The organism is Grimontia kaedaensis, assembly GCF_023746615.1.
GTDB classification, from domain to species: Bacteria; Pseudomonadota; Gammaproteobacteria; order Enterobacterales; family Vibrionaceae; genus Enterovibrio; species Enterovibrio kaedaensis.
On sequence record NZ_CP082275.1, the window covers coordinates 1,266,161 to 1,286,788 of the forward strand.

A 20,628-nucleotide genomic window follows, 5' to 3' on the forward strand; every position below is an offset into this window, starting at 1 on the left:
TTTACCCAATTAGTGGCACTGTCACTTATCATCAGCGAAGTGATAGTCCCGGCTGCGCATGAACGCCTGAAGTGGTGCGAGAGAAGACATCGCATCTGCGCAGGTATCGCCCGTGACATTAATGGCAGCATTGGCTGCCCCCATCGCCACAGCGTCTTGTAGACAATATTGATTTAGCAGACCAAAAAGCAGGCCGGCAGCAAAAGCATCACCAGCACCGTAAGGTTTGCGCGCTTCCACTTTGAATATAGGTTGGGATAGGCTGGCGAGATTGTTATCGCTATCTAACCCAAAGACATCACACCCTTCAGCGCCGCCTTTTACTATGACCAGCTCTGTACTGCCACTTAACAGCTCTGATGCCGCACTGACATGGCTGTCTTCAACGTCATGCGGAATGCCCATCACCTCGAACTCTTCGCGATTACCAATTACCACGTCGCAGAAAGAAGCGGCAAGACGGTAGAAGTGCGGTGGATCCTCAGGAAAGGCCCACGAGTAAGGACGGTAATCCAAGTCCAGTACGACTAAGGTGCCTGACAGTTGTGCCATTTGCATCGCGCAGAACGTTGCCTCACGAGAAGGACTTGAAGAGAGGGCGGTACCTGAAACAAACAGACACCGGGCGTTGCTGAGGTAGCTGCTGTCTATGTGTTCAACACAGAGCGCAAGGTCAGCCGCGTTATTGCGGTAAATCACCACCTCTGGTTCTGGGCGCAGCTCTGCCACAGCAAGGCTGGTGCGGTATTCGCCGGTCAGCGTCGTGATGCCGTCAAGGTTCACGCCTTTGTTTTCCATGTAGTGACGGACATAACGCCCCTGGGCATCATCCGTCAGACAGGAAATAAAGCCTGCTTTGGCGCCAAGTTCCGCAAGACCAATCGCTACATTCGCAGGCGATCCGCCGACGCATTTTTTGAAGCTGGATTCAGCGTTGAAGTCTGCACCGTCCGTATTGCCGTAGAAGTCGACCCCAGCGCGGCCCAGACAAACCACGTCTATCGTACGGTCCCTGTTGGCCTGCCAATCTGAAAGGTGGATGAAATCAGTCATAGTCCACCCAAACAGCACCGTTATCGGCCGATTTCACACAGGCATTCACCATCTTCACACCATCGATACCGCCGTCGATATCTGGGTACCAATGGCTTTCAAGGAAGGCTTTGTCATTGCGGTTGTAGGCATCAATCGCGAGTGCGTAGCGGTGATAAAGGTTTGCCCAGGACTCGAAGAAACCTTCAGCATGACCACCGCCTTGACGATTAGCTGAAACGCCAGGATCGTCGTTGTGCAGGTAGCCCATCCCACGCTCAAGAATACGGACGGGTTCCCCCTGAACTTCATATCGAAGCTGGTTTGGATATTCATCCCACCATTCGAGGCTGGCTTTCTCGCCGACAATGCGGACTTTCTGCTGATGCATTGAGCCGCTGTTGATGGCGCTTGCCCACAGTGTGCCGACCGCTCCACCTTCAAATTGGAACACCACATGGGCGTTGTCTTCCAATGGCGCGCGGGATTCGATAAAGCTCTGGCGCGAACACATCAGGGACTTCACTTTCAGCCCCGTGATCATGCCCGCCATGTAAAACGGATGCGTACCGCAATCACCAATGATGAAACTTGGTCCGGATACCTCCGGGTTCATGCGCCATTTTGCGCCCGGGCTGTTTTTCTCAATCTCGGTGTTGTGGAAACCGTGGGCGAAAGACATCTGAATAACACGCACAGCACCGATGTCACCGCGACGCACCATTTCGCGCGCCTGATGGACCATCTGGAATCCGGTGTAGCCATACATCACCGCCAGCATCTTGTTTTGCTTTTCTGCCAAGGCTTTCAGTTCAAGTGCATCTTCAACGTGAATGGTAGCGGGCTTTTCACAAATGACGTGCAAACCCGCTTCCAGCGCCGCTTTGGCAATTTCATAGTGGGTAGAGTTCGGCGTGGCGATAGACACAGCCTGAATCCCATCTTCGCGCTTGGCTTCTTCTGTAAACAGAGTTTTGTAGTCGGGATAGCAGCGCTCGGGAGCAAGACCCAGCTTGGTCCCGAAGTCGCGTCCACGTTCTGCATCCAAATCCAGTGCTGCTGCAACAAAAGTAAACAGACGGTCACGCTGGGCAGCAGCGCGGTGCGAGTAACCAATCTCGCTACCGCGGCCGCCACCAACCATTCCCCAACGGATCGGTGCATCTAGCTGGAATTCTTCGTTAAACATGCGTGTTCTCCTTGTTGTTATTACACGCCACGACGCTGATTAACGCGTCCCTGTTCCCAGTTATCCCGGGCTTCGATGATATTTGGATCGTCAGAGACTTCTGACAGACCGACTTCCCACCAGGCATCACAAGACGACCATTTGGTATCGTCGATGTCGACGACCAATACATAGGTGCGATCTGCCGCTTTCGCACGTTCGAATGCGGCGTCAAAGTCGCCCAAGCTGGAGACTTTCTCTGCATGTGCGCCCAAGCCTTTTGCATGACTGACAAAATCTACGCGCGGCAGGTCGTAATCACGCTCTGTGGTACAGTCTTCTAACTGGTTGTTGAAAGCGGTGTTACCTGTGTTGGTTTGCAGCTTGCGGATCACTGCGAAACCGCCGTTATCGCACACGACCACAATCATCTTGTGTCCGGTCAGCACAGAGCTGTAGATGTCGGAATTCATCATCAGATACGAACCATCACCGACCATCACAATAGATTCATGGTCTGGTCTGGCAATCTTGTTTCCCCAACCGGCAGCGACTTCGTAGCCCATGCAGGAGAAACCGAATTCCACATCCAGCGAATACGGATAGGTCGCCTGCCAATTCATGTTGATTTCGGCAGGTAAGCCACCAGCGGCTGTAATAACACGGTCGCCCTCATTGATGAGGCCGTTCACCTTACCAACGACCTGTGCGTATGAAGGCAAGGTTGTCTCGGCAAATGCCGTGCGGCCGTTTACGATATCTGTCCACGCCGCTTTTTCAGTCTTGCCTTTTTCAACCCATGCAGCATCCGTCGTCCAATCACCGAGCTTGGCATCAAGCGGTTCAATGGTGTCTTTCGCGTCAGCGATGATGGATTGCGCCATGTGCTTGTTAGCATCAAAACGGCCAGCGTTGATGCTGATAAGTTTCATGCCAGGATCGCGGAACAGTGTCCATGAACCTGTGGTGAAATCTTGTAAACGGGTACCAATGGCGAGCACTAAATCCGCGTCATTACACATGTGGTTGGCACTGTCTGATCCCGTTGCGCCAATCGGGCCGCAATTTAGTGGATGATCGTCTGGCAACAAGGTACGGCCTGCGATGGTTTCCACCACCGGGATTTGGTGTTTCTCGGCAAAGCTGATCAAGGCGTCACGTGCACCGGAATAGAACACTCCGCCGCCAGCAATGATCAGAGGCTTTTTGGCTGTTTTCAGCGCTTCAACGGCTGCGTCCAAATCCACTTCTTCTGGTTGTGGGCGGCGGATACGGTGAACTTTGGGTTCGAAGAAGCTTTCAGGGAAATCCCATGCCTGACCTTGCACATCTTGCGGAAGGGCAATCATTGCAGGTCCACAATCGGCAGGGTCTAACATGGTCGCAATCGCTTGTGGCAATGCGACAGTTAGTTGCGACGGCGCATTGATGCGATCCCAGAAGCGAGTGACAGATTTGAAGGCATCATTCACGGTCAGCGATGGGTTAGCAAAGTGTTCCGTTTGCTGAAGCACCGGGTCAGGTAAGCGGGACTGAAATGTATCGCCGCAAAGCAAAAGCAAAGGCAGGCGGTTAGTGTGCGCAACGCCTGCCGCTGTCACCATGTTTGCTGCGCCAGGGCCTACAGACGAGGTGGCAATACCGATGCGCTGGCGTTTGTGAGCACGGGCATAGGCCACTGCAGCCAGCGCCATGGATTGCTCGTTTTGCCCCCGCCATGTAGGGAAGACAGACTGGTTCTCATAGAGCTGTTGCCCCAGACAGGTCACGTTACCATGGCCGAATATCGCAAAGGCGCAGCCAAACAATGACTCCACCTTCCCATCAATCTCGATTTGCTGTGCGGCGAGGTAGCGCACCAGCGCCTGAGCAGTAGTTAGCCTTACGGTTCCCATCCTTGCTATCTCCAATAATTTTCCTTGTTTGATGAAATAGTAGTCATGTAATGAAAATGTTTTCAAATGGTGAAAGCTAAAAAATCAGATTTAGCGCTCATTTTTCATTCTATAACACCAATCACCCGCAAAAAGCCCACTTTTGAGACGCCGTTTGGTTTGACAAAGTGAAATCATTACCATAGATGTTTAAAAAGTGTTAACGAAAAGTTTAATTATCGAAATATTAAATCGTTTGGCGTTTGCAACGGGTTCAGCCGCGAAGCGTTGAACAGGGATGGAACATTGAATCAAGGAGACATTGCCTTGGAATTGAAAATAGCCAACGCACCATGCTCATGGGGAATTGAGTTTGCCGATAACCCAGCAAACCCAACATGGCAAACCGTATTGGATGAGATTGCTGGTGCTGGATACGGGGCAACCGAGCTAGGGCCATTAGGTTACCTGCCGACCGATAAAGCTGCGCTCAACGAGGCATTGTCAGTACGTTCATTGGGTCTGATTGCGGGTACTTTGTTCGTGTATTTGCATAAGCCGGAAGAACGCGATGCGATTCTGGAGAAAACGCGAGTTACTTGCCAAATCCTGAAGGAACAGGGCGCTGATTTTCTGGTGGTGATTGACCACGTTTCATCACCACGTACCGATCAAGCGGGCCAGGTAGACACGGCAACGCGTCTGAATGATGAGCAATGGGCGGAGATGATGGAAACGTTGCGTGGTGTCGGCACTGTGTGTGCGGAATATGGCATTACGCCAACGCTTCATGCCCATGCTGGTACTTACATTGAATACCGCGACGAGCTGGACAAAGCCATGCGTGACTTGCCGCCAGAGCTGATGTCGCTGTGTGTGGATACCGGCCACTGCGTTTATGCAGGCATGGATCCTAGCGAAGTGCTCCGCACCTACAAAGACCGCGTTAAATACTTGCATTTCAAAGATATTAACGCCGACGTGCATGCGGTATCCGTCAAGGCTGGTACTGATTTCTATACTGCAATAGGGAATAACATTTTTTGTCCGTTAGGGCAGGGTTGTGTCGATTTTGACGAGGTAAGACAAACACTTATCGATATTGATTTTAACGGTTGGGTCACGGTTGAGCAGGACACTGACCCGGCAGCGAAAAGCGATGCGAAAACTGATGCCGAGAAGAGCAGAGCTTTCATTGAGAAAGCGGTGATCGCGAAAGTTGCTTAAACGCAAGTGAGAGAAAGCTGTCATCCGGCAGCAAGGAATCGGGCGAAAGCCCGAATACAGCAAGGAATTTGGAGGCAAGTATGTCGGTAAAAGAAGCCGAATCAGGGACAGATTCAAAACCGCTCGCACCGGGCGATGAGCGGGTTCGCAAAGTTTCAACGCTCAATCGTATGTTATCCCGCCCGGAACTGGGTTCTGTATCCGGTGCCATTCTGGTATTCGCGTTCTTCGCACTCGTCGCCTGGGATTCAGGCATGTTCAACGCTGATGGTGTCGTCAACTGGACGGTGGTGTCAGCGCAACTCGGTATTATCGCGGTCGGTGCATGTTTGCTGATGATCGCTGGCGAATTCGATCTTTCCATCGGCTCAATGATTGGCTTTGCCGGGATGATGATTGCTATCCCTGCCGTATATTGGGGTTGGCCAGTCTGGGCAGCAATTCTTTTTGCCTTTGTTGGCGCGATGGCGGTGGGCTTTATCAATGGCTACATCGTGGTTCGCACTGGGCTACCTTCTTTCATTGTTTCCCTCGCTTTCCTCTTCATTCTGCGTGGTCTGACAATCGCACTGTCTATTGCGTTGACCAACAAAACCATCATTTCTGGCGTAGGTAATCTGGCAGAAGGTGACTGGCTGGCCGCCATGTTTGGCGGCGAGATAGGGACAGGGCTCTTTAACTGGCTCGGTAGTGTGGGTTGGATTGAAACCTATTCTGACGGTACGCCAGTAGTCACTGGCATCCCAATGGTCGTGGTGTGGTGGTTCTTGCTGACCGCTGTGTGTTCCTTCGTGCTGCTGCGCACCCGTTTCGGTAACTGGATTTTCGCTTCTGGTGGTGATGCCAACGCGGCGAAAAATGTGGGTGTACCGACTGACCGCGTGAAAATCCTGCTGTTCATGTTCACCGCATTCTGCGCAACGGTGTTCGCCGCTTGTCAGGTGTTGGAGTTTGGCTCCGCAGCGGCTGACCGTGGTCTCTTGAAAGAATTCGAAGCCATTATCGCGGCGGTTATTGGTGGTGCACTGCTGACTGGCGGGTATGGCTCGGTCATTGGGGCTTTCTTCGGCGCATTGATTTTCGGTGTGGTGCAGATGGGTATCTTCTTTACAGGCGTGGATTCTGACTGGTTCCGCGTATTCCTCGGCGTGATGCTTCTTATCGCGGTGCTGTTTAACAACTTCATTCGCAAGAAAGTCACGAGCGCCCGCTAAACGCGGATCAGGAAACGGAATTCAGGAGAAAGACAATGGCAGAGAACGACAATTTTATCCTCGAACTGAAAAAAGTAAGCCGTTACTTCGGTTCGGTGATTGCTCTGAAAGATATCGATATGCAGGTGAAAATGGGTGAGGTGCACTGTCTGTTGGGTGACAACGGTGCAGGTAAATCGACCCTGATTAAAACCTTGGCAGGGGTGCACAAACCGTCAGAAGGTGAGTTTCTGATGAACGGTAAGCCCACTACCTTTGAGTCGCCACGTGATGCGCTTGATGCGGGTATTGCGACTGTTTATCAAGACCTTGCGCTGGTTCCTTTAATGAGTGTTACGCGTAATTTCTTCATGGGTCGCGAGCTCACCAAGAAAATTGGCCCCTTTGAAGTGTTCGATACCAAAAATGCCAACGAAATTGCGAAGGCAGGTATGAAGGACATGGGGATCGACGTGCGTGACCCTGAGCACCCGATTGGCACCATGTCGGGCGGTGAGCGTCAGTGTCTGGCGATTGCGCGTGCCATTCATTTCGGTGCGAAAGTGCTGATCCTCGATGAGCCAACCGCAGCACTGGGTGTAAAGCAGTCTGCCAACGTGCTCAAAGTGGTGGCAAGGGCGCGCGGCAAAGGCCTTGCTGTGATCTTGATTACGCACAATGTTCACCATGCTTATCCCATTGCTGACCGTTTCACGCTGCTGAACCGCGGTAAGAGTCTGGGTACTTGGTTGAAGAAAGATGTTACCCGTGAAGAAATACTCGAGATGATGGCTGGCGGACAAGAGCTGGAATCACTCGAAGCAGAATTGGCTGAATTCCAGCGGGCAGATGCTGCCACTGCGGATTAGGCTTTTAGTAAGAAGAGTTAACGTGACGGGGCAGTTCGCTGCCCAACCCTTAGCTGTAACCGGGTGGGCAGCTGTACAGCTCGCCCCATGGATACAATAAATAATATAACTTGGAGACACCGGATGAATACCCTACTTAAATCTGTAGCAAAGAGAGCGTCCGTCCTTGTGTTAGCAATGGCAGCCAGTTTGGCCGCAATGCTGCCAGGTACTGCACTCGCCGACGGTGAGCGCTTTGTCCTGATCAGCCATGCACCGGACTCAGATTCTTGGTGGAACACCATCAAGAATGCGATTGGTACAGCGGGCGAACAGCTCAATGTAGAAGTGGAATACCGTAACCCTACTACCGGCGACTTGGCTGACATGGCTCGCATCATTGAGCAGGCCGTTGCGTCCAATCCTGACGGTATTATCACCACCATCGCGGACTATGAAGTACTGAAAGGTCCACTGGAAAAAGCGAAGAAAAAAGGTATTCCTGTTGTCACTATCAACTCGGGTACTCACCAGCAAAGTGAAGACGTGGGCGCAATCCTTCACGTTGGACAACCAGAATATGATGCGGGTTACGGTGCAGGTAAACGCGCTAAAAAAGACGGTGTGAAAAGCTTTGTCTGTGTTAACCACTACATCACCAACCCAGCTTCTGTAGAGCGTTGTCAGGGTTTTGCTGATGCACTGGGTGTGGAGCTTGGCAGCCAGATGATCGATGTGGGCCAGGATCCAACAGGCATTGAGAAGAAAGTATCTGCTTATCTGCGTGCAAACCCAGATACAGAAGCCGTGCTGACACTGGGTCCAACGTCTGCTCACCCAACCATTCGTGCGTTGGACAAGAGCCGTCAGCTGGGCAAAATCTACTTCGGTACCTTTGACTTGAGCGGCGAAATTGCTCAGGGCATCAAAGACGGTCACATCCAGTGGGGTATCGACCAGCAGCCATTCCTGCAAGGTTATGTGCCTGTTATGGTGCTGACTCTTTACAACCGTTACGGTATTTCTCCATCTAACAACATCAACTCTGGTCCAGGTTTCGTGACTAAAGAGAACGTTGAGTTGGTAGAAAAACTGGCTGGCGAATATCGCTAACCATGAAAAGTGCCCGGCAACCCTCCGCCGGGCGCGCTCTTTTCAGACTGCCTTCACTTGAAATTGTCTGAACCTGACCAGCACTTTTAGTCATTTCTAATGAAAAGGCGTCGGCCCAGCTTGTGTAGCTGAAAACATTTTCATTATTATGGTGTTGCGCCAAAGGGGTTGTATACCTGAGGGCGAAGGAACGACATTGTAAGCAGGAAAGCGTATGACGAAAGAAACCAACGTTGCCGTTGCAGCAACACAGATTCAGAAAAAACGTAAAGTCACTGTCGTAGAAGTGGCTGAAGCGGCAGGTGTTTCTGTCTCTGCGGTCTCCCGCGCGTTTAATCCTGATGCGAGTATTTCCAGACCGCTGCGCGAAAAAGTCTTTAAAGCGGCAGCGTCGTTAAACTACAAACCCAACCGTTTGGCTAGGGGCATCAAATCCCGCTCTAGTCTCGTCGGCATTTTGATGACCGACTTCAACAACCCGTTTTATCTGCCCATTCTTTCCCGATTTACTACCGAAATCCAAAAGCGTAACTGCCATAGCCTTCTTATCCACGTCGATGGTGACATGGATATTCAGGAAGCCGTCGAACTGGTGATGGAATACAACGTTGATGGCCTAATCATCACGTCCGCATCACTGCCGCAAGAGCTTGTTGATGCCTGCCATTCCCAGAATACGCCAGCAGTTATCTTTGGTCGCGACTCCAGTGAAAACAGTGTCACTGTAGTCAGTTGTGACAACGTTTTGGCAGGCAGTATGGCAGCGGACATGCTGCTCGATGCTGGCTACACCAAGCCCGCATTTGTGGCAGGCCCCATAGGTACTTCTGCCACAATCGATCGTCAACGCGGTTTTATCAGCCGTTTGATGGAACGTGGCTGCAATCAGTGGCAAGTGGTTGAGGGTGGAGAGTTCAGCTACGATGCTGGCTATGATGCCACCTTGCGTATTTTACAACACACAGAAAAGCCAGACGCGCTTTTTTATGCTGATGACATCATGGCCTGTGGTGGGATGGATGCTCTGCGTTATGAACTTGGCTTGACCGTGCCAGAAGATATTGGTGTTGTTGGCGTCGATGATATTCGTCTTGCGAAAAGCCGCTCCTACAACCTTTCCACGATTCGTCAGCCGAACGAGCAGATGATTCAAAGCACTATTGATGCCTTGTTCGAACACATTGCTGATCCGCATTTGCCGCCACAATCTATTACCTTGCCGTGTGAAGCGGTGGTGCGTGGTTCAACGCAAAAGACGCGCACTTGATATCGGTGTATACCCAAACAACCTGAAGATGCAGGATTCAGCGAGTTTGACTGGCGTTGTGATCGCGGCGTTCCTTTGTAGGTCTAGTCACCTCCTCCAAAAAGGAACAACAAAGAGTACGACGTCAGTCAACTCGCCCGGAGGGAGGGCCTCAATGCACCCACTTCTTCGTTATATTCCACGGAAATAGAACGACTATTCCTCGCGAAATTTGCCTCGAATTGAACGCATTGATGACCTCTGAATGCGAGCATCTTCAGGTTATTTGGGTATATACTCTGCGCAGTACCTAAAGTCGATAGACCCTAAAAGCATGAACCCTGCACTTCGTTATTTGGGTGGTTACCCAGAAAACCTTATTGAACAAGTTTCCCGCCTGATTGAAACCGGCAAACTCGGCGCATGGCTGGAGCAGCGCTACCCACACAAACACAACATCAAGTCTGAAAAAGCGCTTTATGATTACGTGCAGGAGATAAAGAACCAATATCTCAAGAAGTCGTCGCCGATCAGCAAAGTGGCGTATGACGGCAGAATTCATGTGGTGAACAATGCGCTTGGGCTTCACAGCTTTGTGTCACGTGCGCATGGCGGCAAGTTGAAAGCCAAGAATGAAATCCGGATAGCATCGATGTTCAAGGACGCGCCGGAGCCTTTCCTCCATATGCTGGTGGTTCACGAGCTGGCCCACTTGAAAGAGAAAGACCATAATAAAGCTTTCTATCAGCTTTGTTGCCATATGGAGCCGGATTATCACCAGTTGGAATTTGATGCGCGCTTATATCTGATTCACATGGAAAGCCAGAAAAACGCGCTGAAATAGCGCGTTTTTGCCATCTATGGGATTATTGGACAGAAAACCGCCCAACAATCTGATTGACGTTATCGGTGATTGCGGTGAGGCCATGTGCTTCTTTTGATAGCTTTTCAGCGCCGGAAGCTGTGCTCTTACCCAAATCATTTAAATGTTCTACGGACAGATTAATGTTTGTTACGACAGTATTTTGCTCTTCGGCAGCGACCGCAATCTGGTGGTTCATGTCTCTGATACTGGCAACGGTACTGGAGATGGTAGTGAGAGCATCACGGGCCTTATTCGCTTTTTCATAAGTCGCGTTGGCTTCGTTAGCACTCACTTGCATTGATTCAACAGAACGCTTCGACTCGTTTTGTAGTCGTGAAATCAGCTCTTGAATTTCTTCTGTGCTTTGCTGAGTCCGACTGGCAAGGCTTCTCACCTCGTCAGCAACGACAGCAAAACCACGCCCTTGCTCACCTGCCCGGGCTGCTTCAATCGCGGCATTAAGAGCGAGTAGGTTGGTTTGCTCTGCGATACCCCGAATGGTATCTAAAATGCTACCCACATTATTCGTTTCAACTTCAAGGTTGGCGATCACCTGGCTCACTTCGCCAATGTTACCCACGAGATTTTCAATGCTGTTTTGTGTTGCCTCTAACGTAGATTGGCCTTCATGAGCAGCATTGTCAGCTTGATTGGAAAGATCTGAAGCATACTGCGCATTCTGCGCGATATCCTTCACCGTACTGGAAAGTTCATTTATGGCAGTTGCGGTCTGATTGAGTTGTTCAGCCTGTGACTCTGAGTTTCGAGCCGTTTCGTCTGTTACCTCTACCAGTGTGGTTGATGCGACATTCAGGGATTTCATTGATTGAGAGAGTTGCTTAATGATATCTCTAAGGTTCACTGTCATTTCCCGCATTGCTGCGTATATGCCCGTTACCTTTTTCTCTGGTGAGAGTTCTTTCTTGAGTATGCCCTCAGCAATTTCGCGTGCCATGGCCTCAATTTTTCTGGGCTCGCCACCAATAGGTCTACGGATAGTTTTAGTCACAAAAACGCTGAGTAATATGCCAACAAAGATGGCGATAACAGAAACAACAAGCACCGCTGTTAAAGCATTGCCACTTTTTTCTATTGTCTGTTCGCCTAAAACATTCTGAGACTCGAGCGACGACATTTTATAGTTAGTCAGGTTTCCAGTGACTTGTGGCCCTACAACATCGATAACTTTAAAGACACGGTTCGTGCCTTCTTTTACGATTTTTGCGATGTCTTGTAGTGCAATAATATAGTCCATATGGGCATCAGCAAAAGCGCTTAAAAGTTCGTCCTCCTGACCCTCCAGAATGCCCTCTAGCGAAATAAAAGGTTGGAGTGCTGCATTGAGCTCGAGCAATGCTGTATTCAAGTCTTGAGGGGAGTAGCTAATGAGGTATTTTGCGGTGAAGAGTCGTCCTAAGAGGAGTTTTTCCTGAACTTCAGAAGCGAAGAAAATCACCTCTACATCGCCGATGGCTTTGGCATTTGTCATGATCTGTTTGGTGGTCTGATACATACTCAGGCCATTAGGGTCTAGGCGTTGCTTAACGACATTATTCATGTCCTGAAAATCTTGTACCACTAACGCAAAAGTTTGGGCGTATTCTGCCAGCAAGGTCTGTGACTCTTCTAGCCAAGCTTTGCGCTCTGAATCGGTCTCATTTGCTAGGATGAAGGCTATCTTGTTTTCCACCTTAGTTAGCTTTTCGCCCACCAAGGTAACATCTTCCGGGTTTTGCGTTTTAAAAAATCTCTGAGCGACGACACGGGCATAGAGTAGGGCAGACTGAGCTTCGGCTGCATGGTTAGAATTTATCGCTAATGCATGATACTGGCGGGTATTCGTGTAACTATTTGACAGGCCACCGTAGCCAACGACTGATACTACGAGTAGCAAAGCAAGGACGGCTGAGAAAGACAGGGTCAATTGCTTCGCAAGTGTAATTTTGCCTAGCATGGGTCTCTCCTAAATTGGCTGGTACCTCTGTAAGAATTGCGAGCTTTCGCTTGTGTGATTAGATCTTTATCCCGGGTTATGCAAAAGAGATTTGCAGATTTAACACTCGGTCGTAATACCAATAACGCGCACTGAACCTTCAATCCAACTAAAGTGAAACAATTAATCAGTAGGTGATTCATATACGAGTCATATAGTTATGATTTTTTTACAGTCATGGAAGTCATGGCGAGATGTGGAGGAGTGAATGCTGAAGCTTATGACTGGAAGAGGCTCGTATTGCTTAATGAATTAGCCCCGGAGGAGGACGCTAATTCACTTAATTACTCAACTGTTTGATTGATAAAACTTACGACGCCGTTCTGTTCTTCAGCGTTTGCTTTGTTAGACCTTAGTGCCAAGTCGCGGCATTCTGCGACGTTCTTAAGCATTAAGAAAGGCCGCCATCACTGACTAAAGATACAACACAGACCCTAAGCGTACAGATACGAATCTCACTCCTTGAAAGGCACGTCCTGACAAATTCTTTCACTTCCCAATCAATGAAAGGTGCTGGGTGATTTAGTCAGTTAATTAATTGATATTCCGTTTATTAATCCAATCTCATAATGGGATTTAATGAAGGGCAGGTTCAGAGAATGATCGTATTTGATGGACAAGCTAGTGAGCTTGTTCTAGGAAAATAACCAATAATTACATTGGATTACATAACATCTCCCAACCATGCTTCCTGTATGGTAATTAAAATACCTTATTAATATAGCAAACATAACTCGAGCGATTGGACGCCCGGGCACCGTGAGTCGGCAAAGGAGATGCTATGTCAGAAGATAATTTTACTTACTTCCTTAAAAGGGCTTTGATTCTTGGCCTTCCTTTGGCACTTCAAAGTCTGTTGTTCAGCAGTGGCGGTTTTATCGACAACCTGATGGTCAGCCAGTTGGGTACCGAAGAAGTTGCAGCTTCGGGTATTGGAGCCCGTGTATTTTGGTTTACGGGGATTTTTATCTGGGGGACAGGAACTGGGATGGGTGTGTTGCTTGCTCAATATTGGGGAGCCAATGACCCACAAGGTTTAAGGCGTAACTTCGCACTCGGTGCATTGGTGGCTTCCTTGGCGTCCTTCCTTATCTTTTTGTTCTGCTGGACAGTGCCGGAAGTTGTTCCAGCCATGTTTAATGTAGGAGGCAAGACGGCAGCGCTAGCGACAGAATACCTACAAATCATCAGTATTGCGCTTTTGGTTGCAGGGCCTTCGATTGCAATGGATGCGGCTTTACGGGCTTTGGGTAAAACCAAAACCACTTTCTATATGTCCTTTGTCGAAATTGGGTTAAACATCCTAATTAGTTTCATCCTTATTTTTGGTTACTTTGGCTTGCCAGCGATGGGTCTTGCAGGGGCAGGTTGGGGCACCGTGATTGCCCGTCTTTTCCGCGTTTTCATGTCGCTATTTGTCATTGGTGTTTTTGATAAAGTGCTGATTCTGGGTCCAGCAGATTTTCGCTTCAAAAAATCGACTTTCCAAAAATACGCCAATGTCACAGCACCCGTGATTGCTGGCAGCCTGATATGGAGTGGTGGTATTTTCACTTATCAGTTGATTATGGGGCGCATGGGAGAAAATGAATTGGCAGCAATGGCAATTATTTCCCCACTAGAAGCTATCACACTCTGCGTAGCGTCTGGTTTGTCTGGTGCAACGGCCATCATTGTTGGAAATGCGCTGGGAGCAAACAAGCTGGAAACTAGCGAGAAATATGCCCGTTATGCACTCAAAACCGCAATATTGACTGGGCTGACAGCGGCGATGTTAATTCTTGTGGCGCAAAGTTACATTTTGTCGCTGTATACACAGGTTAATGATGATGTGCTGGCACTGGTCTCACTTTGCTTCCCCATTTTAGCGATCAGCGCTTTCGTCAGGAACGTCAATATCGCATTGATTGTCGGTGTACTTCGCGCAGGTGGTGATGCCAAGTTCTGTATGAATATGGATGTTGTTTGCCAGTGGGTGTGGGCAGTACCTATGACAGCGTTTGCAGCAATGTGGATGGAGCTACCACTTCAGTACGTTTTCCTGATGATGACATCTGAAGAAATAGTGAAGTTGTATCCCACTATCAGGCGTGTGTTTGGTAACAAATGGGTCAACAATCTGACTATTGAAAAAACCGCATAAAACAAGAGGACTATCTACTATAAAAGTGCGATCTGAATGATCGTGCTTTTTAATTGTTCAAATATGATTGTTAGTATTCTTACTATTGATAATCTGTTTTATATTCTTTTCAAGAACCGTGAATGTTAGATAAAATCTTACCACTATTTATTCTAATTCACTAATGCTTGGTATTTTATTGCTCAGAGACTCCCATCTTAACTCATTCTAAACTAATTTATTTCTCATGCTTAGGGGTGATATTTTTATTAACCTTTAACCTCTTGTTTGCCCGTCAATTTGAATGCGTATAAAACATTTACACCGTGGCTAACTTGTTACTTTGCTGTCTCTAAAATGAGTCGTAAAACTTGCCTATTTGATAAAACAGCAAGGCGATGTTGATAGCGGCAAAGATAACTGCTCCCGCGATGTGTGACTGGAAAAACTGCATTTTGTATTTGCAATGCACAAGGATGTGTCCTTTAAATTCGTTTTGTTTAGCGATACATCTCCTCGGTTGGAGGAAGGCCTTCCCTGACCATGTTCTTTTGCCAAATAGCAGCAACCATGTCCCACTAACAAAAACAAATAATATCCTTCAAATTAAGGCGATAGTTTATGAATAAGTTACTTAGCATGCTGACATGGGTAGTGGGACTATCTGTAGCGGCTTCTATCAGCGGCGTAGTAAACGCAAGCGAGTCTGCAGATGACACGCCAAAAGGTTGTATTGTCAGCTTGGAAACAGGCGCTGAATATTGTTTGCCAGTAGGGCAGCGTTCAGGCTACTCATTACCAAGCTGGATCTATGCTCATGAAGTACGTGTCCAGACAGAACAGGGCGCAGCGGTTATGTTGTCTGATTGGGACAATCTTTCATACAACCGTCTGGCAGTTTTCTCTGGTACTGTCACCAATAGAGAACTGACCAATGTTCGTGCGTACAATGGCCAGAACTTAGATTTCTCAGCACCACGTTCTATGCGCGTCGTGGCCAGCAATGACAAATTAGGCTGTATTGTTAGCCTCCAAACTGGCGAGCGCTACTGTCTGCCTGTGGGTAAGCGTTCTGGCTACTCACTCCCGAGCTGGATCAAATCTCACGAAGTTTATGTTCAGGCGTCTGAAGGGGCGGCTGTCATGTTGTCAGACTGGGATAACCTTTCCTATAACCGTTTAGCGGTATTTCCGGGTACCGTTGAAAACCAGAAACTGACCAATGTCCGTGCTTACAACGGCCAGAACTTAGACTTCTCAAATCCTCGCTCTATGCGCGTTGTATCAAGCAGTGAAAAACTGGGTTGTATCGTGAGCCTTGAAACCGGTGAGAGATATTGCCTGCCAGTGGGCCAGCGTTCAGGCTACTCACTGCCAAGCTGGATTCGTGCACATGAAGTTCGTGTTGAGCCGTCAGAAGGCACTGCAGTCATGCTGTCAGATTGGGACAACCTTTCTTACAACCGTCTTGGTGTTTTCAACTGTGTGACGCCAAACAACCAGCTCGAAAATGTGCGTGCGCGCAATGGCCAGAATCTGGACTTCTCAGCACCACGTTCAATGCGTGTTTTGACAGGGACTACTGCGTCTGACCAAATAATTAATGGTACGTCGGGTGACGATGTTCTTCATGGCTGTTCAGGCAATGACACCATTACTGGCTTCAAAGGCAACGACACCATTTACGGTGGTGCTGGTAACGACACCATCAATGGCAGTGCTGGCGATGATGTACTCTATGGTGGTTCGGGTAACGACACCCTTTACGGTGCGGGTGGCAATGACTCTCTGTATGGTGAGGCCGGTAACGATGTGCTGCATGCAGGATATGACGATGACATCGTGATGGACGGTGGAACTGGCATGGACATCTACATCGGTAGTGAAGGTAACGACACCATGTACTTTGATCAGGAAGATTTTTCTGATGTGAACTTCCTTACCGAGAACGGCAACATCTACAAAGGTGATCGTGGCTTTGACCAATTGATTGTTAGCGGTGATGCAAACGTCGACTTCACTGGTGTTTCATTCGGTGTCACCTCCGGTCCTAAACCTATTGCGCAGGTTGAAGCAGTGATTGGTGCTGAAGGGGATCAAGCGGTGACAGTGAACGCGTTTGCAGTTCATGCTCAGTCTGATGGCTTTCAGTCCGCTTCTCTGGTTGATCCAGGCGATTGGAACGGCTTTGTTGCTCATCTTGGTGCTGGTAACGACACACTGAATGTCGATGCCGGTATCTGGAGTTACGATGCAAACGCATCTGCGTCTGTTGCCATTTCCAATGACATGATTGAGTTCATGGGTTTGAGCTTCGCGCAGGTGACAGAGCTCCGTGCTTACGTCTTTACCTATGCGGATGAGAAAATCACTATCTGGACGGATGCTGAGATCGTTAAATCTAACGGTAACAACATCTAACTCAGAGCCTCATTAATGTGAGCCCGGTACTTGGTTGTACCGGGCTTTTTCAATTTCTGAGGATCGTTTCTGTCGTTGCATATGTGATTAGGCGAATGTTTGGCTAATATATGGAGCAATTGCTCTCTTTTTGTTTAAAATACGTCAGAAAACTTCCACTGTTGTTGCTACTGAAACCCATTCTAGTTCCTCTAATAGCCTAAAACTCATACTTAACTCATCGCTGTTCAAATAAGGGCTAATTAAGCTTACTGAGATTAGCGTGATCTTGCTCCAAGACCATTGTTCTTGAGTGTCTTGTCATTAAAACTCTTGTCACACCAAACGCTGAGTGAATGTTAGCAATCTCATATATAAGCAAAGACTTGTAAGCGAGAATTTGTGTCAGGAAGACGAGTGGTAGATTCCCACAGCTTCATCGGCGTTTTTCAAACAAAGAAGATGAGGACAAAGGTATGGCAGAGATCAACGGAACGACTAACGCAGATTTTTTGTATGGCGACCAGAACAACCAAAATCTTTTGATGAACGGTGACTTTGAGGATTGGGGTAATGATTCGTCTGATCAGTGGGGTCTGTTCCAGGACCACCAAGTTGCGGGCTGGTACACGCCGGGCAGAATGAAAATCGAACTTCAACAAGGTGACTTTGGCGGTACGCCAGCTAACTCATCGTCTAACACTGTGCTTGAACTGGATTCAACAGGTAATACCTGGGTTCAGCAAGACGTAGACGTAAGCAACTTGACTTCTTCAGGTGATGCGTCTCTCTCCCTCTCTTTCGATTACGCTAACCGCTACAAAGGCGATAACCACGCGACCAGCCAGTTCAAAGTCAAAGTGATGGATGACGATGGTAACGTTCTCTACAGCAAATACTTCGACAACACTCAGTCAAACGAAAGCTATCACAACTTCGAAGTAGACTTCTCAGTGCCAGCTGGCACTTCAGGTGTGACGCTGCGCTTTGAAGGTAAAGGTCAGTCTGATAGCTACGGCGCGCTGATTGATAACGTGTCGTTGACTAACAATGCTAATGGTAGCCTGAACGATAAGATCAATGGCTTCGAAGGCAATGACTACATTGATGGCGGTCAGGGTAACGATACACTTTACGGTGGTGAAGGTAACGACACTATCAAAGGTGGTGAAGGCGACGATACCATATACGGTAACAAAGGCTTTGGCGCAGGTGAGCGTGAGCTTATGGTCAATGGTGGCTTCGAACTTACGTATGGCGACAATGTTTCCAACCAGTGGGGTTTGTTCCACGATCACCAAGTAACAGGTTGGTACACGCCGGGCACTAACAAAATCGAACTGCAACAGGGCACGTTTGGTGGCACACCTCAGAATGATGTGACCAACACTGTTTTGGAACTCGACAGCCATCGCAACACTTGGGTCCAACAAGATGTGGATGTTTCAGGTCTGGCAGCTGACGGCGACGTAGTTCTTGATCTGTCGTTTGACTATGCAAACCGTTACCGCGGTAGCGACACTTCAACCAGCCAGTTCGAAGTGAAAGTGTTCGATAGTTCAGGAAGCGTGCTTTATTCCAAGTACTTTGCTAACACCCAAGCAAACGACCACTACGAGTCATTCTCTTCTGAAGTTGTTCTGCCACAAGGCGTTGACTACATCACTGTTCGCTTCGAAGCAGAAGGTCGTTCAGACAGCTACGGTGCGTTGATTGATAACGTTTCCCTTAAGCAAAAAGTGAATGTAGAAGACGACAACGACACCATCTACGGTGGTGCGGGTAACGACACTATCTACGGCGAGCACGGCGACGATGAAATCCACGGTGGCGAAGGTGACGACACCATCTACGGTGGTAACGAAGCGAGCAAAACGTTCGATCTTGAACATATTGACGGTGCAACGGTTTACAACCTGCAAGGCGAAGACACAGTCACTATCACTGTCAGCGATTTCACACATAGCGCATGGTACAACAACAGCATCGGTTACTACGTCATCGACGAAAACGGCAATATCGTCCGTGCTGCAGTGATTGCGGATAATGTGAAAAACGTGGATGACCTGAGCGTTGATATCGACGTGTCCGGCGGCGTTTCCTTTGGCATGTTCCTGATTCCTAATGGCGACCGCCAAGGCTTTGACATTGGTTCCGTTGAGTTAGACCTTTCCGGTTCGAGTTCGACCGTCACCCAAGGTTCTTCTAGCTCGGTCGTTTACGTATCTAACGCGGCAGAAAACGGCGATGGCAAAGACCACGAACAAGTAGACGGTGATACGTCCAAGTGGGAAGACCTTTGGAACCTGGGCGATAAAGATTTTAACGACACCACCTTCACTATCACTGTCGAACAACAGAAACTGTATTCAGACAACGATACCATTTATGGTGGTAACGGTAACGACACTATCCATTCTGGTGGCGGTGACGATGTGGTCTACGGTGATGCAGGCGATGACAACATCAACGGCGGTAAGGGTGATGATATCCTTTACGGCGGCGACGGCGACGACACTATCTTGGGCGGCCAAGGCAATGACACCATTTACGGTGGTGCTGGAGACGATATCCTGCGCGGTGCAAGCGGCAGCGACAAGCTCTACGGCGGAGACGGTAATGACTACCTAGAAGCAGGCTATGACGATGATTACATCCTGGATGGCGGCGCGGGTCTTGACCTGTATGTAGGTAGTGAAGGTAACGATACCATGTACTTCGATCAGGAAGATTTCTCAGACCTCAATTTCCTGAAAGAAAAAGGCACTATCTACATTGGTGATCGCGGCTTCGATAAGCTGATTGCTGACGGTGACGTAAATGTAGACCTTACCGGAAAATCGTATGGTTTGACTTCAGGTCCCAAGCCAATTGCACAGGTAGAAGCCGTCATTGGTGACGAAGGCAACCAGACCGTGACAGCGAATGCTTTCGCTATCAATGCGCAGTCCGACCCATTCCAAGCTGAGTCGTTGACTGACCCAGGTGATTGGGATGGTTTTGTGGCCTATCTGGGCGCAGGTGATGACACCTTTAACCTAGAAGCAGCTGGTTGGACTTATGATGCAGAGGAAGCACCAACAGCCGAACTGTCAGCAGACATGATTGCCTTTATGGGTTTGACGGATACCCAAGTTGGCGAACTGGATGCGTACGTGTTTGAGCATAGCTCAGGTTCAACAATCACTATCTGGACCGATGCTGAGCACTTCACACAAGACGGTAACGATATCTTTTAAGAGACGCTCATCTCTATTTGTTCAGCCCGGCATTTGCCGGGCTTTTTTTATTCAAAAAGCACGTCATGATTGGTTTAAGGCAGGTAATCATTAGAAGGGCTCTGTTGTTCTTCCAATATCCAAAACTAGCCATGTTAACTATCTGGACACACTGCCGAGGAGCTGTATTAATCTAATCCTTTTGTAATCTTGATAATGGCACTTCATTCATTGCCCCTATCAACCGTACTAATCCCACCCGCTGACTATATTCTGAATCTGCGATAGATTCATTGTTTGAGCCTGTCTTATCAATAAAACTGTTGTCA

Annotated in this window: 13 protein-coding genes; 9 read left to right on the forward strand and 4 right to left on the reverse strand. The window is 48.7% G+C overall.

The genetic code is table 11. The features are described from left to right. Window positions 1-21: 21 nt before the first annotated feature. Genes iolC through iolD form a run of 3 tightly spaced genes read right to left on the reverse strand, consistent with a single transcriptional unit; the run spans window position 22 to window position 4,095 of the window. On the reverse strand, window positions 22-1,053 hold the full coding sequence (iolC, locus tag K6Q96_RS06015; protein ID WP_251878629.1) for a 5-dehydro-2-deoxygluconokinase: 1,032 nt from the start codon (window positions 1,051-1,053) through the stop codon (window positions 22-24). Continuing rightward, window positions 1,046-2,221, reverse strand: a complete 1,176-nt coding sequence (locus K6Q96_RS06020) for a Gfo/Idh/MocA family protein (protein WP_251878630.1) — start codon at window positions 2,219-2,221, stop codon at window positions 1,046-1,048. The genes iolC and K6Q96_RS06020 overlap by 8 nt, the downstream gene beginning before the upstream one ends. A gap of 20 nt (window positions 2,222-2,241) precedes the next feature. Then, window positions 2,242-4,095 carry a 3D-(3,5/4)-trihydroxycyclohexane-1,2-dione acylhydrolase (decyclizing) gene (iolD, locus tag K6Q96_RS06025; protein WP_251878632.1) on the reverse strand — a complete coding sequence of 618 codons (1,854 nt, stop codon included), beginning with the start codon at window positions 4,093-4,095 and terminating at the stop codon, window positions 2,242-2,244. 306 nt (window positions 4,096-4,401) lie between these two features. Between iolD and K6Q96_RS06030 the strand changes: the two genes are divergently transcribed. From K6Q96_RS06030 to K6Q96_RS06055, 6 genes are all read left to right on the forward strand, one after another. Then, a complete protein-coding gene (locus K6Q96_RS06030) occupies window positions 4,402-5,301 on the forward strand; it encodes a TIM barrel protein (protein ID WP_251878634.1) in 900 nt (299 codons plus the stop codon). Between the two features lie 80 nt (window positions 5,302-5,381). Further along, window positions 5,382-6,515 (forward strand): ABC transporter permease, encoded by a 1,134-nt coding sequence (locus tag K6Q96_RS06035; protein ID WP_251878636.1) that lies wholly within the window; start codon window positions 5,382-5,384, stop codon window positions 6,513-6,515. Between the two features lie 35 nt (window positions 6,516-6,550). Continuing rightward, window positions 6,551-7,363 carry an ATP-binding cassette domain-containing protein gene (locus K6Q96_RS06040; protein WP_046306553.1) on the forward strand — a complete coding sequence of 271 codons (813 nt, stop codon included), beginning with the start codon at window positions 6,551-6,553 and terminating at the stop codon, window positions 7,361-7,363. Window positions 7,364-7,486: 123 nt separating this feature from the next. Further along, window positions 7,487-8,455, forward strand: coding sequence for a sugar ABC transporter substrate-binding protein (locus K6Q96_RS06045; RefSeq protein WP_002540166.1), 969 nt, complete (start codon window positions 7,487-7,489; stop codon window positions 8,453-8,455). A gap of 214 nt (window positions 8,456-8,669) precedes the next feature. Further along, the gene (locus K6Q96_RS06050; protein ID WP_251878637.1) at window positions 8,670-9,722 is read left to right on the forward strand and encodes a LacI family DNA-binding transcriptional regulator; all 1,053 of its coding nucleotides are present in this window, start codon (window positions 8,670-8,672) and stop codon (window positions 9,720-9,722) included. Window positions 9,723-10,035: 313 nt separating this feature from the next. Next, window positions 10,036-10,545 (forward strand): M48 metallopeptidase family protein, encoded by a 510-nt coding sequence (locus K6Q96_RS06055; protein WP_251878639.1) that lies wholly within the window; start codon window positions 10,036-10,038, stop codon window positions 10,543-10,545. A 22-nt stretch (window positions 10,546-10,567) separates the two neighbouring features. Here the strand turns inward: K6Q96_RS06055 and K6Q96_RS06060 are convergent, their stop codons facing one another. Beyond that, window positions 10,568-12,520, reverse strand: a complete 1,953-nt coding sequence (locus tag K6Q96_RS06060) for a methyl-accepting chemotaxis protein (RefSeq protein WP_251878641.1) — start codon at window positions 12,518-12,520, stop codon at window positions 10,568-10,570. An 820-nt stretch (window positions 12,521-13,340) separates the two neighbouring features. Between K6Q96_RS06060 and K6Q96_RS06065 the strand changes: the two genes are divergently transcribed. From K6Q96_RS06065 to K6Q96_RS06075, 3 genes are all read left to right on the forward strand, one after another. Then, window positions 13,341-14,702 carry an MATE family efflux transporter gene (locus K6Q96_RS06065; protein ID WP_251878643.1) on the forward strand — a complete coding sequence of 454 codons (1,362 nt, stop codon included), beginning with the start codon at window positions 13,341-13,343 and terminating at the stop codon, window positions 14,700-14,702. A 618-nt stretch (window positions 14,703-15,320) separates the two neighbouring features. Then, window positions 15,321-17,102, forward strand: coding sequence for a calcium-binding protein (locus tag K6Q96_RS06070; RefSeq protein WP_434802164.1), 1,782 nt, complete (start codon window positions 15,321-15,323; stop codon window positions 17,100-17,102). Between the two features lie 455 nt (window positions 17,103-17,557). Continuing rightward, entirely contained in the window at window positions 17,558-20,320 is a 2,763-nt protein-coding gene (locus K6Q96_RS06075) for a calcium-binding protein (protein ID WP_251878647.1), read from the forward strand. The last annotated feature ends 308 nt before the right edge of the window (window positions 20,321-20,628 follow it).

Bases quoted from the DNA above. Each gene is read 5' to 3' on its own strand.
- K6Q96_RS06035 (WP_251878636.1), top strand. From the start codon at position 5,382: ATGTCGGTAAAAGAAGCCGAATCAGGGACAGATTCAAAACCGCTCGCA.
- K6Q96_RS06045 (WP_002540166.1), top strand. From the start codon at position 7,487: ATGAATACCCTACTTAAATCTGTAGCAAAGAGAGCGTCCGTCCTTGTG.
- K6Q96_RS06050 (WP_251878637.1), top strand. From the start codon at position 8,670: ATGACGAAAGAAACCAACGTTGCCGTTGCAGCAACACAGATTCAGAAA.
- K6Q96_RS06055 (WP_251878639.1), top strand. From the start codon at position 10,036: ATGAACCCTGCACTTCGTTATTTGGGTGGTTACCCAGAAAACCTTATT.
- K6Q96_RS06075 (WP_251878647.1), top strand. From the start codon at position 17,558: ATGGCAGAGATCAACGGAACGACTAACGCAGATTTTTTGTATGGCGAC.
- K6Q96_RS06020 (WP_251878630.1), bottom strand. From the start codon at position 2,221: ATGTTTAACGAAGAATTCCAGCTAGATGCACCGATCCGTTGGGGAATG.
- iolD (WP_251878632.1), bottom strand. From the start codon at position 4,095: ATGGGAACCGTAAGGCTAACTACTGCTCAGGCGCTGGTGCGCTACCTC.
- K6Q96_RS06065 (WP_251878643.1), top strand. From the start codon at position 13,341: ATGTCAGAAGATAATTTTACTTACTTCCTTAAAAGGGCTTTGATTCTT.
- K6Q96_RS06060 (WP_251878641.1), bottom strand. From the start codon at position 12,520: ATGCTAGGCAAAATTACACTTGCGAAGCAATTGACCCTGTCTTTCTCA.
- iolC (WP_251878629.1), bottom strand. From the start codon at position 1,053: ATGACTGATTTCATCCACCTTTCAGATTGGCAGGCCAACAGGGACCGT.
- K6Q96_RS06040 (WP_046306553.1), top strand. From the start codon at position 6,551: ATGGCAGAGAACGACAATTTTATCCTCGAACTGAAAAAAGTAAGCCGT.
- K6Q96_RS06070 (WP_434802164.1), top strand. From the start codon at position 15,321: ATGCTGACATGGGTAGTGGGACTATCTGTAGCGGCTTCTATCAGCGGC.